Origin of the sequence: Dactylosporangium sp. CA-139114 (assembly GCF_050955725.1) — a bacterium.
Lineage (GTDB): Bacteria > Actinomycetota > Actinomycetes > Mycobacteriales > Micromonosporaceae > Dactylosporangium.
In genome coordinates this window covers 854,542-868,061 of record NZ_CP192080.1, presented here as the reverse complement: position 1 = coordinate 868,061, position 13,520 = coordinate 854,542, and the positions used below count along the sequence as shown (strand labels likewise).

General features: G+C 71.9%; 10 protein-coding genes and 1 tRNA gene. 1 reads left to right on the top strand and 10 read right to left on the bottom strand.

Translation table 11 applies throughout. From position 1 onward, the window contains the following. The first annotated feature begins 57 nt into the window (after nucleotides 1-57). Complete coding sequence (locus ACQP2P_RS04015; RefSeq protein ID WP_433613386.1) at nucleotides 58-1,476, top strand: S28 family serine protease; 1,419 nt, start codon at nucleotides 58-60, stop codon at nucleotides 1,474-1,476. A 55-nt stretch (nucleotides 1,477-1,531) separates the two neighbouring features. Here the strand turns inward: ACQP2P_RS04015 and ACQP2P_RS04010 are convergent, their stop codons facing one another. The 10 genes from ACQP2P_RS04010 to ACQP2P_RS03965 form a co-directional block, all read right to left on the bottom strand. Next, a complete protein-coding gene (locus tag ACQP2P_RS04010) occupies nucleotides 1,532-3,631 on the bottom strand; it encodes a carboxypeptidase regulatory-like domain-containing protein (protein ID WP_433613384.1) in 2,100 nt (699 codons plus the stop codon). Nucleotides 3,632-3,719: 88 nt separating this feature from the next. Continuing rightward, a complete protein-coding gene (locus tag ACQP2P_RS04005) occupies nucleotides 3,720-4,538 on the bottom strand; it encodes a metallophosphoesterase family protein (RefSeq protein ID WP_433613382.1) in 819 nt (272 codons plus the stop codon). A gap of 43 nt (nucleotides 4,539-4,581) precedes the next feature. Continuing rightward, entirely contained in the window at nucleotides 4,582-5,625 is a 1,044-nt protein-coding gene (locus ACQP2P_RS04000) for a Clp protease N-terminal domain-containing protein (RefSeq protein ID WP_433613380.1), read from the bottom strand. Nucleotides 5,626-5,705: 80 nt separating this feature from the next. After that, a complete protein-coding gene (locus ACQP2P_RS03995; protein WP_433613378.1) occupies nucleotides 5,706-7,886 on the bottom strand; it encodes a S8 family serine peptidase in 2,181 nt (726 codons plus the stop codon). A 215-nt stretch (nucleotides 7,887-8,101) separates the two neighbouring features. Then, nucleotides 8,102-8,800, bottom strand: a complete 699-nt coding sequence (locus tag ACQP2P_RS03990) for a glycosyltransferase family 2 protein (protein WP_433613376.1) — start codon at nucleotides 8,798-8,800, stop codon at nucleotides 8,102-8,104. Nucleotides 8,801-9,686: 886 nt separating this feature from the next. Beyond that, a tRNA-Ala gene (locus tag ACQP2P_RS03985) sits at nucleotides 9,687-9,763 on the bottom strand. Nucleotides 9,764-9,829: 66 nt separating this feature from the next. Then, nucleotides 9,830-10,501, bottom strand: a complete 672-nt coding sequence (gene sepX, locus ACQP2P_RS03980; RefSeq protein WP_433613374.1) for a divisome protein SepX/GlpR — start codon at nucleotides 10,499-10,501, stop codon at nucleotides 9,830-9,832. A gap of 182 nt (nucleotides 10,502-10,683) precedes the next feature. Then, a complete protein-coding gene (locus tag ACQP2P_RS03975; protein ID WP_433613372.1) occupies nucleotides 10,684-11,301 on the bottom strand; it encodes a GNAT family N-acetyltransferase in 618 nt (205 codons plus the stop codon). After that, nucleotides 11,298-12,584 (bottom strand): molybdopterin molybdotransferase MoeA, encoded by a 1,287-nt coding sequence (locus tag ACQP2P_RS03970; protein ID WP_433613370.1) that lies wholly within the window; start codon nucleotides 12,582-12,584, stop codon nucleotides 11,298-11,300. Before ACQP2P_RS03970 ends, ACQP2P_RS03975 begins: the two co-directional genes overlap by 4 nt. Beyond that, nucleotides 12,581-13,513, bottom strand: coding sequence for a UTP--glucose-1-phosphate uridylyltransferase (locus tag ACQP2P_RS03965; protein WP_433613368.1), 933 nt, complete (start codon nucleotides 13,511-13,513; stop codon nucleotides 12,581-12,583). Before ACQP2P_RS03965 ends, ACQP2P_RS03970 begins: the two co-directional genes overlap by 4 nt. Nucleotides 13,514-13,520 lie beyond the last annotated feature (7 nt).

Here is a 13,520-nt window from a genome sequence, read left to right as displayed (position 1 = left end):
CCGGATCGCCGGTAGCTTGCATCGAGACAGCGGAAAGTCTCGATGTGGAGGTACCGCATGACCCGATTCCGACGGGCGCTGCTCAGCGTGGCGCTGATGCTCGGGATGCTCGGCACCGTGGCCGTGGCCGCGCCCGCGTCGGCCGCGACGGAGACCGACATCAAGGACCGCCTGGCGGCCGTGCCCGGGCTCACGGTGCTCTCGGAGCAGCCGGTCGCCGCGCCGTACCGCTTCTTCATCCTCAGCATCACCCAGCCGGTCGACCACACCAACCCGCGGGCCGGCACGTTCCAGCAGCGCTTCACCCTGCTGCACCGCGGCACCGACCGGCCGATGGTGCTGCACACCACCGGCTACAACGTGCCCGAGTACGCGTTCCGCTCCGAGCCGACGCGGCTGATCGACGGCAACCAGATCTCCGTCGAGCAGCGCTTCTTCACCCCGTCGCGCCCGGCGAACCCGAACTGGCAGCAACAGATGACGATCTGGCAGGCGGCCACCGACCACCACCGGATCGTGCAGGCCCTCAAGCCGATCTACGCGCGGAAGTGGGTCTCCACGGGCGCCAGCAAGGGCGGCATGACCTCGGTGTACCACCGTCGTTTCTACCCGGATGACGTGGACGGCACGGTCGCGTACGTCGCGCCGCAGGACGTCGTCAACGACGAGGACTCCGCGTACGACACGTTCTTCACCAAGGTCGGCACCGCGCAGTGCCGGGCCGCGCTGGACGGCGTGCAGATCGCGGCCTTCCAGCGGCGGGCGGAGCTCGTCGCGCGGTACCAGGCCTGGGCCACCGAGAACCAGCGCACCTTCGACATCGTCGGCGGCGTCGACCGGGCCTTCGAGTTCATGGTCAACGGCACGACGTGGGCCTTCTGGCAGTACAGCCTGGAGAGCGACTGCGCCGACGTGCCCCCGGCCACGGCCGGCAGCGACGACATCTGGAACTGGATCGACCTGATCTACGGCCTGGACTCCAACACCGACCAGGGCATCACGCCCTACATCACGTACTACTTCCAGGCCTCGTACCAGCTGGGCTACCCGGACACCTCCCAGCCGCACCTCAAGGGCCTGCAGCACTACCGCGGCCAGGACCGGGCCCAGTCCTACATCCCGCGCGAGCTCGTGCCCCGGTTCCAGCCGTTCACGATGCTCGACATCGACATCTGGGTGAAGTTCGCGGGCAGCCGGCTGCTGTTCGTCTACGGCGCGAACGACCCCTGGGGCTCCGAGCCGTTCCGTCTCGGGCCGTTCACCCGCGACTCGCAGTGGTACGTGGCGGCGGGCGCCAACCACGGCGCGAACATCGCGGCCCTCAAGCCCGACGAGACCGCGAAGGCCACCTCCGCACTGCAGCGCTGGGCGGGCGTGACCCCGCCGGCGGCGTCCTTCGGGGCGTCGGGGACGTCGTCGTACATCCCCGGGCTGGACGACCACAACCTCGCGCTCGACCGCAGGTTCAGCCTGTAGCGCGCCGATGCGAGCCGGTGGCCGGGACCCCGTGCGGGTCCCGGCCACCGCCGTGTCACGGCACGACGATGTTCGCCGTCGTCGTCCTGTTGTTCCTGACCTGGTAGGTCGTGGCCGACGCGAAGTCGGTGCCGCCGGCCCAGCCGCTGTGCCCGAACCCGGCGGAGTAGAACAGCTTCACCGGCTGCGGCGCCGCGAGCAGCGACAGCGCGTAGGGCCCGCCGCCGTCGGCGTACGCCCCGAGCGAGACCGCCTCGCCCGTGACCGCGTTGTAGGCGATCACCATGCCGTCGATCGTGTGCCCGGCGGCGTCCTTGATGGTGCCGGTGACGGTGCCGCCCCCGGTGCGCAGCTTGATGTTCGCCGCCACGCTCTTGCCCACGCGCACGGTCACCTTGGTCGCCTCGGGGCGCGTGACCTTGTTGCCGGACCAGCGCCACTGGTAGGCCTGGTGCGAGAACTGCACCGGCCACGCGTAGGGCCCGAGCCCGCCGATCGTGTAGGTGCCGTCGGTGGCGGTCGCCTGGTTGCAGCCGTCGCCGCTGAAGCCCGGCGTCCGCGCGACGACCGAGACGCAGGCGTAGGGCACCGGGGCGCCGGTGTTCACGTCGGTCACGGTGCCCCGGATCGAGCCGGCCCCGTCGAAGCGCACCGGCGCCAGGGTGGCCTGGTCGCCGGCGGCGAGGGTCACGGACGCCGCCGCGTCGCGGTCGCCGGTGCCGCCGGTCGCGCCCACCCACTGCGACCCGAGCGCGCCGTCGCCGGGGTCGGCGAAGACCTGGTACGTGCCCGGCTCCAGCGGCCCGATGAGCACCGAGCCCGGGGTGGGCGGCGACTGCCAGTCGGAGCAGCCGGAGCCGTAGGGGACCGGGAACTCGCCCCCGGACCGGGCGACCTGCGCGCAGCCGTCGGCGGCGGCCCCGCTCGCCCGCGCGGTCATCGGCACCGTGAGGGAGGCGCCGAGGCGCATCGCCACGTCCACCGTGGTGGTCTGCCCCGCGGTGACGACGGCCGGCTGGTCGATGACGTCGAAGTGCCGGTGGTCGCCGAGGTTGACCGAGAAGTGCCAGGTGCCGACGAACATGTCCGCCACCACGAGCTCGGTGGTCTCGGCACAGCCGCCGACGCTCGAGGAGGCCTCCCACGCGCAGAAGCCGGTCAGCGGCGCGCCGGTGGTGGCGTCGTGGGCGACGAGCCGCACGGACCCGGTCGGCAACAGCTGGTCGTCCACGGTGGTCACCTGGCCCTCGGTCACCGCGACGCGGTCGGCCGACTCCTGGGTGAGCTTGCCGTGGGCGTACTGCGTCCGCCCGCCCGGCCCGCGGAACGCGACGTACCAGTCGGCGCGGACCGGCACGTCGTCCATGCGGTAACGGCCGTCCGCGCCGGTCGTCGCGTAGCGGCCGGGGCCGTCGGGCACGTTGGCGGAGACATTGACACCGGCGGCCGGGGTGCCGTCGGCCTTGAGCAGCTGCCCGGCGATCGAGCCGGTCGCGATCACGGTCTCCGCCAGCGGCGTCGCCTGGCCGGCCACGACCGTGATCGCGGCGGCCGACTCGGAGGTGAAGGTGCCGCCGTTCCACTGGTACACCAGCGGGTACTGATAGAACTCGATCTTGTACGTGCCCGGCAGCAGCTCGAAGGAGAACGTGCCGTCGGCCGCGGTGTTCACCGTGCCGGCCATGACCTGTTCGCCGGCGGTGTAGGCGGTGAGGTAGGCGCCCGCGACCGGCGAGCCGTCGCGCTTGTGCAGCGACCCGGTGATCCGGCCGGACGGCAGCGCCTGGTCGTCGACGACGACCGTGGCCCCCGCGGCGACCGCGATCTGATCGGCGGTCTCCCAGGTGCGCTTCTGGTGGGCATACTGCCGGAACTGCGCGCCGGCCGGGACGAAGGACACGGTGTAGCTGCCGGCGTCGAGGCCCGGCGCGCTGTAGGCGCCGCTCGCGTCGGTGGTGACCTGAAACGTCTCCTGGGAGTTGGAGACCTGGACGGCGGCGTTGGCGAGGGGCTGGCCGGAGGAGCCGGTGAGGTGGCCGGTGATGGTGGCCGTGCCGGCGGCGAAGGCCGGCCCGGACGGCACCGCCATGACGCCGATGATCGTGGCCGTGGCTGCGGCGGACAGCAGCGAACGGCGCAGGGCATGCTGACGCAAACTGCGCTCCCGAGGGTGGTTGGGGTTGCGCATCGATCATCGCCGAATCCGGGCCGGCCGGGGGGCCCCGGCGACGTTCTACGCCGTTCTAGGTTGCAGGGGTCAAAACCGGGCGGAGCCGAGCCGGAGGGGCGGCCCGTTTGCTCCATTCGCGGGGGTACCCGACCGAGACCTCCTCGTGCCGGACGCCGTCGTGCCACGTGGTGCGCGGGATGTGCAGGTGGCCGTAGACCACGACCTCGGCGTTGAAGCGGGTGGGCCAGTCGCGCGTGCGGGTCGTGCCGCACCAGAGCGCGAACTCGGGGTACCACAGCACATCCGTCGGCTCGCGCACGATCGGGAAGTGGTTGACCAGCACGGTGGGGCCGTCGATCGCGGCCAGCCGGGCCTCGGTGTGCTCGAGCCGGGCCGCGCACCACTCGGCCCGCCCGGGGTAGGGGTCGGGGTGCAGGAGGGCCTCGTCGGTGCCCACGATCCCGGCCGCGTGCGCCATCCGCAGGGCCTCGTCGGTCGAGGTCGCGCCCTTGGGCCAGAACGAGTAGTCGTACAGCACGAAGAGCGGGGCGATCGCGAGGCGGTCCTCCCACCGCGCGTACGGGTCCTCGGGGGTGAGCACGCCGAGCTCGCGGCACGCGTCGACGAGCCGGTCGTACCGCGCCACCCCGCGCGACTGCTCGGGGTCGTTCCGCGGCGTCCACAGCTCGTGGTTGCCCGGCGCCCAGATGACCTTCGCGAACCGCTCGCTGAGCGTGCGCAAGGCCCACGTGACGTCCGCGAACCGCTCGGCCACGTCGCCGGCCACGATGAGCCAGTCGTCGGGGTGCGTGGGCCGCATCTGCTCGACGAGCGCGCGGTTCTCGGCGTAGCCGACGTGGAGGTCGCTGATGGCCAGCAGTCGCCCGGTCACCGTGGAAGCCTACCGACCCGCCCCGCCGAGCGCCGCGATCCGGTCAGGGCGCCAGCTCGCGGCCCAGGCGCATCGCCAGGGTGGACGGGTCGGCGCCGTACGCCCGCAGCATCTGCGCCCCGGGGCCGGTCGCGTCCGAGGCGATCGCGAAGAGCAGGTGGGACGAGCCGGCGTACCGGTGCCCGAGCTCGCTCGCGAGCCGGGAGGCCTCGCCCGCGGCGTGGTAGAGGTCGGCCCCGAACGGCGGGTCGCCCCGCCCGGCCCGCCAGGCCTTGTCCTCGCGCGGGATCTCGGCCGGGCCGGGCGAGAGGTCCATCGCGAAGTTCTTGACGTCCGGATACGTCACGCCCAGCTCGGCCAGCGCCCGGGCGCCCCCGTTCGTCGCGACGGCGTCGTCGGCGAGCCGGACCCGGGTGATCGCCATCAGGTGGTCCAGCGCGCAGACGGCCATCACCGCGTGCGCCTGCCCGACCAGCGCGCAGCCGCCGCGCACGGCCTGCTGCACGGCCTCGCCCCGCAGCACCGCCGGCGCGGCCAGCGCCGAGAGCACCGGGTCGCCCTTGCGGACCGGCTTGAGAAACGCCGAGGCCGAGCTGACCGGGGGCGTGCCGTCGAGCAGGAACTCCTCGTCGGGGCGCAGGTGGAAGCGGCGGATGAACTCGCTCCACTCCCCCGGCGAGGCGCACTCCACCAGCAGCGCGCGCAGGAACAGCCGGAAGCCCACGCAGCGGATCGAGGGCGCCTCGGCGGCGGCCGCGAGGGCCCGGCCGAGCCCGACGCGCACCCGCGGGTCCCACTCCGGCAGCGGGTCGGCGGCCGAGCGGCGCAGCTCCCGGCGGGCCCGCCACTGCGCGAGCCGGAGCGTGGCCTCGACCTCGTCCTCCTGCGCGACCGGCACGCTCTCGCCGGAGGCGCCCCAGCCCGGCAGCATCTGCCAGCGCACCTCGTCCGCGCCGAGCATGCGCAGCATCGCGTCGGCGGCCCGCTCGGCGCTGACGCTCGGCTCGCGCGACTCCAGCGCCCGGCGGACGGCCCAGGACAACGCGACCTGGATCTCCAGGGACGCGACGGGTTGACCGAAGCTCACCGCGCCACCGTACGCCGCGCACAGACGAAACTCCCCCCGCCCGGTCGGCCGACCGGGCGGGGGGAGTCCGTGGTGACGGGTCAGAACACCTCGCCGACGTTGATGACCTGGAAGACCTCCCAGGCCCCGACGGCGGTGCGGTTGGCGGTCAGCGTCCCGGCGTTGTTGAGATCCGCCGTGACGTACCGGCCGTTCGCGTTGGCGTAGAAGCCCGAGACGAAGACGCCCGCGGCGTTGGGCGAGAACCGCTCCCAGGCCCCGATCGCCGTGCGGTTCGCGATGAGCTTGCCGCCGTTGTTGAGGTCCGCGGTCACGAGCTTGTTGTTCGCGTGCGCGACGAACGCGGCGTAGCCGCCCCCGTCCACGACGTCGAACTGCTCCCACTGCCCGATCGACCCGCGGTTGGCGATCAGCGGCGAGTTGCCGCCGCTCTCCGCCGTGACGAAGTAGCCGTTGGCGTTCGCCCACAGGACCACCGTGGTGGCCGCGCCGGCGAAGTCGAACGTCTCCCACGGGCCGGCGGCGTCGCGGTTGGCGATGAGCTTGCCGCCGTTGTTGAGGTCGGCGGCGACGAACTTGCCGTTGACCTCCGCTTTGAAGCTCACGCTGCCGTCGGCGTTGTTGACCAGCCTGAACTTCTCCCACGCCCCGATGCTCGCCCGGTTGGCGATCAGCGGGGCCGCGCCGCCGGACTCGGCGGTGATGTACTTGTTGCTGGCGCTGGACAGCAGGCCGACGAGGCCGCCGCCGGCGTCCACGACGGTGATGCCCTCCCAGGCGCCCGTGTTGAAGCGGTTCGCGGTCATCGGCTGGTTGCCGGCGCTCTCCGCCGTCACGACGAGCCCGTTGGCGCGGGCCCGCAGGCCGAACTGCTGCGAGGTGACCGCGGCGGGCTCGCCGACGCGCAGCAGCTTGGTGGGCGATCCGGGGCCGGCCGCGTGGACCGTCCCGCTCACGCCCGCCTTGAGGATCGCCGCCTGCACCTGGGCCGGGGTCCAGTCCGGGTGGGCCTGCAGCAGCAGGGCCGCGTCACCCGCGACGAGCGGCGCCGCCATCGAGGTGCCGCTGGCGAACGCGGACTGCGACCCCTGGGAGAGGTCGTAGTACGCCGACTGGATACGCGCCCCGGGCGCGAACAGGTCGACGCACGGGCCGTAGTTCGAGAACGACGCACGGAAGTCGGTCTCGTCGGTGGCCCCGACGACGATCGCCTCCTGCACCCGCGACGGGGACTGCGTGCAGGCGTCGACGTTGTCGTTGTTCGCGGCCACCGCGTAGGTGATGCCGCTGGCGATCGACGCCCGCATGGCGTCGTCGACGGCCTGGCTCGTGGTCCTGCTGCCGATGCTGACGTTGGCCACGGCCGGCTTGACCGCGTTCTCCGTCACGTAGTTGATGCCGGCGATGAGCTGGTCGGCGTAGCCGTTGCCGTTGCAGTCGAGCACCTTGACGGACTCGATCGCCACCCGCTTGGCCACGCCGTACGTCGATCCGGCGATCTCACCGGCCACGAAGGTGCCGTGGCCGTTGTCGTCGGCCCCGGCGGCGGGGGTGCCGCACTCGGCCTTCTGGTCGTCCTTCCACACGGCCGACCAGGGGTGCTTGAAGCCGGGGTTGCCCGCGAACTCCGAGTGCCCCGCGTTGACGCCCGAGTCGATCACGTACACCGTGACGCCGCTGCCCGCGGCGGGGTAGGTGTAGCGGTGGTCGAGCGGCTGGAACGCCTGGTCGATCCGGTCGAGCCCCCAGAGGTTCCAGTCCTGCACGCTCGGCCAGGTGTTCTGGACGTCGGCCCGCTGGATGCGGGTGTTCTGCTCGACGTAGGCGACGTCCGCTTCGGTGGAGAGCTTGCGGGCGTCGGCCTCCGACATGGTGGTGGTGAAGCCGTGGACCGACTTCGACCAGACCTTGCCGACCTTGCCGTTGTGGGCCTTGGTGAGCGCCGCGGCGCTGGCGGTCACCTGGTCCTGGGTCGCCTTGCCGTTCTTGAGCACGACGATGTAGTCGTTCGCGACCGCTCCGGCGCCGCCGGAACGGAACTTGCCCGACACCGTCGGCGCCTTGACCTTCTGGCCGGAGACGTCGGAGGTGAAGTCGAGCTCGTGGGACGGTGTCTTCTTGCCGGCCGGGCCGGCCGTGCCTTGCTTCTCGGGCGCCGCGAACGCCGCGGTGGTTCCGGCGGCGACGAGGGCCGAGGCGACCGCACTGATGACCGCGATCCGGGTCATCGAGGTGCGCCTGGGAAGGCGCGATTCAGTCACTGGCTGAACTCCCCGTTGAAGTGGACCCTGATCCGAAAGGACGAGGGATGGGTCACAACGGGGCCATGATCCTCAGAGCCGGGGGTTCCCGGCTCCATCGATCGGTCAGACTTTGCCGTACGAATAGCGAGTCATGCGGCTGAATACCGCACATCGACCAGCGCTGAGCTACTGATCGACGGCGGTCGGTGCACCCCGACCGCCGGACGCTGTCGTCAGATGTTCTTCGGGGGTTTGCGGATCCGCTCCTTGAGCAGAATCCAGAGCGCCTCGACCCCGTCCATCGCGGTGATCTTCTTGCCCTCTTCCCGCGAGCGGGCGGCGTAGCTGATCGGCACCTCGAACGGGCGCACCTTGCGGCGCAGCAGCTTGCCGGTGACCTCGGCCTCCATGCCGAAGCCCTTCGACTTGACCGCCAGCGAGCGGTACAGCGGCAGCGGCATCAGCTTGAAGCACGTCTCAAGGTCCGACAGGTAGCAGTTGTAGAGCATGTTCGCGGCGGTCGTGACGGCCTTGTTGCCCATCACGTACCAGAACGAGAACGAGCTGTGCGACCCGAACGTCCGGTTGCCGTAGACGACCTCGGCGCGCCCGTCGAGCACGGGGTCGAGCAGCCGCGGAATATCGTTGGGGTCGTACTCCAGGTCGGCGTCGAGGATGACCATGTAATCCCCGGTCGCCTCGGCCACGGCCGTCTTGATCGCCGCGCCCTTGCCCTGGTTGCGCGGATGCGTGATCGGCCGGAGCCGGCTGTCGTCCGCCGAGGCCAGGATCTGCGCCGTTCCGTCCTTGCTGCCGTCGTCGACGACCACGAGCTCGATCTCGCACGGATAGTCAACGGCAAGGGCCTGCTTCAACGCGTCAGGCAGCCGGGCCTCTTCGTTGTACACCGGCATCAGGATGGAGAGCTTCACGGAGGACTCCAGCAATCGGTTACGAGACTGGCTCACAGTACGCTGCCGGAGCCGCCAGGTCACCCAGCCCTCTCCCAATCAACCCAACCACCCTGAGTAACCCCCCACCCACCCCGCGAACCCGGACCCCGTTACCGGGGCCGTGGGCGGCGAAGCCCTCCACTGGGAGCGAGCGAAGCAAGCAAGAGCCAAGCCGAGCCACCACAGACCGCGACCCAACGACGAACCGCAAGCCCCGACCATGGGGGTGTGGGTGGCGAAGCCCCCACCGGGGAGCGAGCGAAGCAGCAAGAGCCAAGCCGAGCCACCCACAGACCGCGACCGAACGACGAACCGCAAGCCCCGACCATGGGGGTGTGGGTGGCGAAGCCCCCACCGGGGAGCGAGCGAAGCAAGCAAGAGCCAAGCCGAGCCACCACAGACCGCGACCCAACGACGAACCGCAAGCCCCGACCATGGGGGTGTGGGTGGCGAAGCCCCCACCGGGGAGCGAGCGAAGCAAGCAAGAGCCAAGCCGAGCCACCACAGACCGCGACCCAACGACGAACCGCAAGCCCCGACCATGGGGGTGTGGGTGGCGAAGCCCCCACCGGGGAGCGAGCGAAGCAAGCAAGAGCCAAGCCGAGCCACCACAGACCGCGACCCAACGACGAACCGCAAGCCCCGACCATGGGGGTGTGGGTGGCGAAGCCCCCACCGGGGAGCGAGCGAAGCAAGCAAGAGCCAAGCCGAGCCACCACAGACCGCGACCGAACGACGAACCGCAAGCCCCGACCATGGGGGTGTGGGTGGCGAAGCCCCCACCGGGGAGCGAGCGAAGCGAGCGCGAGAAACCAACTCCACCACAAACGCGAACAGGCCCAACCTGTGAACAGGCTGGGCCTATTGGTGGAGTTGAGGGGACTCGAACCCCTGACCCCCTCGATGCGAACGAGGTGCGCTACCAGACTGCGCCACAACCCCAATCGGTCCCGGTGAAGCGGACCGGCGCTAAGACTAACAGGTCGTGGAGAGGGATTGCGAACGGGTTCACTGTCCCGATGCCCGCGTGTCGTAGGGGCGGCCGCGCAAGGCGTTCAAGCGGGCCGCTTCCCGCCGCGCGCGGTCGCGTTCGGCCAGCTGACGGGCCAGGGCCTCGCGGCGAGCGGCGGCGCGGCGCGACTGCTCGCGGCGGACCAGGGCCTGGCGGCGGGCGATCCAGGCCGCGTACCGCGCCTCCTCACGCCGCCGCCGGCGGTCGCGCAGGGCCCGGGTGCGCAGGTGCGCGAGGTAGTAGACGAGCAGTCCGCCGGTCACGGCGAAGCTCACCCAGAAGCCGGGGCTCACGAGCGTGATCCCGCACACCTCGGCGAGGTTCAGCAGCACGAGCGCGAGCAGCACCCGGCGGCGGCGGTAGATCGCGCGCGGGGCCCGCTGGACCCGGCGGCGGGCGGCCGGTGACACGGTCGTCAGGCGCGGGGCGGGCAGCGGGCCGGCGGCCGAGGTGACCCGCGGGACGAGCAGCCGCGGCGGGTTGACCGGGCGGCGGCCGGGCACGGTGCGGCGGCGTCGATCGGCGCGGGACAGCACCCGCGCGGTCGACAACGCCCGCTCCGCCACCAGCCGCTCTGTTGCGTCGTATCGGCGCACCAGTGCGGGCGCCAGGGCGAGGAGCCCAGCAGCGGCGAGGACGGCGAGGAGCACCGAGGTCGGCACCCTCACCCCTCCTGTTCCAGCCTCGTGCGCCGGTCCCCCCAGGCGCGCGAGTCATCCAAGTCTGTGGAAGTTACAACGCGGTAACTCCGATTCATGACCTTACGACGCGCCGGGGCCGGTACCACGTCAACACGCAGGAGGAAACGCCCGAAAGGGCAAATCGGATTTGTCCGAAAAGACCGAAATGTCTAAGTCGCGGCGAGGGTCTTGTGCCAGCGGGCCAGCAGCCCGCCCTCGCCGGCGAGATCCTCGGTGGTCATCGCGTAGCCGAGGTGGTCGCGCCAGTCGCCGTCGATGTGCAGGTACCGGTGGTGGTAGGCCTCCTGCCGGAAGCCCAGCTTCTCCACGACCCGCCGGCTCGCGGCATTGTCGGGGCGGATGTTGACCTCGATGCGGTGCAGCCCGCCGACGGCGAAGGCGTGGTCGACGACCAGGGCGAGCGCGGTGGGGATGATGCCCCGGCCGGCGGCGCGGGAGTCGACCCAGTAGCCGGCGTAGCCCGAGCAGAACGCCCGCCGCACGATGTTGCCGAGCGTCAGCTGCCCGACGAGCCGGTCCTCGTAGCAGACCGCGAACGGCATCGCGGTGCCGTGGCGCGCGGCCCGGCGCAGGTCGGCGTGGACGGCCCGGAAGGCGGCCACGGAGTTCAGGTCGTGCCAGGTGCCGTACGGCGTCGGCTCCCACTTGCCCAGCCACTGCTCGTTCGCCCGGCGCACCTCGGACCACGTGCGCGCGTCGGATCGCCGATACGGCCGCAACGTGACCGGACCGTCCTTGAGGACCGCGGGCCAACCGGGCTGACTCATCGCCGCCTATCCAAGAGTATGACGTCCACCGTGGAGCCCGCGGCCGCGCTGATGACCTTCTCCCCCAGCACCATGAGGCCGTTGGCGTCGGCCAGGCCGGAGAGGGTGTACGGGCCACCGGCGAGCGGAGCGACAGTGTACCCGCCACCGCGGCGCTCGGTGATGTACGCGGGCCGGAACTCGCGCATCCCGGAGGGCGAGTTGACCGTCTCCAGCAGGTGGGCGCGCACGCTCGGGCGGAACACCGGATCGGCCCCGGCCAGCAGCTGGATGACCGGGCGGGCGAGCACCTCGAAGCCGATGAGGGCCGCGCCCGGGTCGCCGGGCAGGCAGACGATCGGCACCCCGTTGGGGCCGCCGACCGTTCCGTAGCCGAGAGAGCTGCACGGGTACACCGAAAGATCGGAGAAGACCACGGTGCGCGAGAGGATCCGGCGCACCATGTCGCCGGGGCCGGTGCCCGTGCCGCCGGTGGTGATGATGAGGTCGGCCCGCAGCATCTGGTCGTCGAGCAGGCCGCGCAGCCCCTCGGGGTCGTCGTCGCAGATGCCGACGCGGTACGCGTGCGCACCCGCCTCCGCGGCGGCCGCGGTCAGCGCGTGCGAGTTGGCGTCGACGACCTGGCCCGGCTGGCTGGCCCGGCCGACGTCGACGAGCTCGTCCCCGGTCGCGATGACCACGACGCGCGGGCTGGGGCGGACCACGACGTGCCCGATGCCGCTCGCGGCCAGCACCGAGACCAGCGGCGGGGTCACGTAGGCCCCGGCCCGGGCCAGGATCGCCCCGGCCGGCAGCTCGTCGCCGGCGCGGCGCACCCCGTGGCCGCGCTTCGTCGGGTGGTACACCTCGACCGCGGCCATCCCCTGGTCGGTCATCCCCGGCGGGACCACCACGTCGGCGGAGACCGGCATGAGCGCGCCGGCCGCGACCGAGAAGCAGGTGCCCGGGGTGAGGCGGACCGGGCGCCAGCTCGAGGCCACCAGGTCGCCGACGACGCTGAGCCGGACCGGCCGGCCCGGCTGAGCGTCGCTGATGTCGTCGAAGCGCGCGGCGTAGCCGTCGATGGCGGCGTGGTCGAACGCGGGCACGGGGCCCGGCCCGACCACGTCCTCGGCGAGCACATTGCCGTGCGCCGCGGTGATCTCGAGGTCCAGCGGGGGCAACGGGCGCAGCCCACGGAGCACGCCGGCGAGATAGTCGGCGAGGGGGACGCGCGCGTTCGACCCGACGCCGGCGTCCCGCGCCGCGTCGTGGTGGGAGCCCGTCGCTGGAACCGCTGTCACCCGCGCAGATCCTTCTCCACGAACTGGGTCAGCCACTGGCTGAACGCCGGACCGAGGTCGTCGCGCTGCACCGCGAGCTGGACGACCGTCTGCAAGTACCCCAGGGGCATGCCGGTGTCGTACCGGGTGCCCCGGTAGACGATCCCGTGCACCGGGGTGCCCTCCGCCAGCAGCAGCGCCATGGCGTCGGTGAGCTGGATCTCGCCGCCGGCCCCGGGGCCGATGCGGCGGATCGCGTCGAAGATCTCGGCGGGCAGCACGTACCGCCCGACGATGGCGAGGTTGCTCGGGGCCACTTCCGGCTTCGGCTTCTCGACCAGCGCGGTGACCTTCACCGTCTCGCCGGCGTCGACCTTGAGGTCGCAGGGCTCCACGGCGGCGATGCCGTAGCGGTTGGTCTCCTCGGGGTCGACCTCGATGAAGGCGAGCACGATGCCGCCGGTCTGGGCCTGCAGGTCGAGCATGGCCGGCAGGAGGGGTTCCGCCTCGTCGCAGAACTCGTCGCCCAGCAGCACCGCGAAGGGCTCGGGGCCGACGTGGGACTCGCCGTACGACACCGCGTGGCCCAGCCCGAGGGGTTCGGCCTGGCGGCAGGTGTAGATCTCGGCGAGCTCGGCCGGGCGCTTGATCGCCTCCAGGCGCTTGGTGTCGCCCTTCTCGATGAGGCGGGCCTCGAGGTCGGGGCGGCGGTCGAAGTGGTCGACCATCGAGGTCTTGCCGCGGCCGGTCACCAGGAGGATGTCCCTGATGCCGGCGGCGGCCGCCTCCTCGACGATGTACTGGAGCACGGGCCGGTCGACCACCGGCAGGAGCTCCTTGGGGACGGCCTTGGTTGCCGGGAGGAAGCGGGTGGCTAGCCCCGCCGCCGGGATCACGGCTTTGACAGCCCGCTGACGCGTCGCGGACTGGTGAGGAGTCGTGTCAGGCATGTAAGCA

Excerpts from the sequence above, each read along its gene's own strand:
- ACQP2P_RS03965 (WP_433613368.1), bottom strand. The coding sequence starts at position 13,513 with ATGCCTGACACGACTCCTCACCAGTCCGCGACGCGTCAGCGGGCTGTC.
- ACQP2P_RS03975 (WP_433613372.1), bottom strand. The coding sequence starts at position 11,301 with ATGAGTCAGCCCGGTTGGCCCGCGGTCCTCAAGGACGGTCCGGTCACG.
- ACQP2P_RS04015 (WP_433613386.1), top strand. The coding sequence starts at position 58 with ATGACCCGATTCCGACGGGCGCTGCTCAGCGTGGCGCTGATGCTCGGG.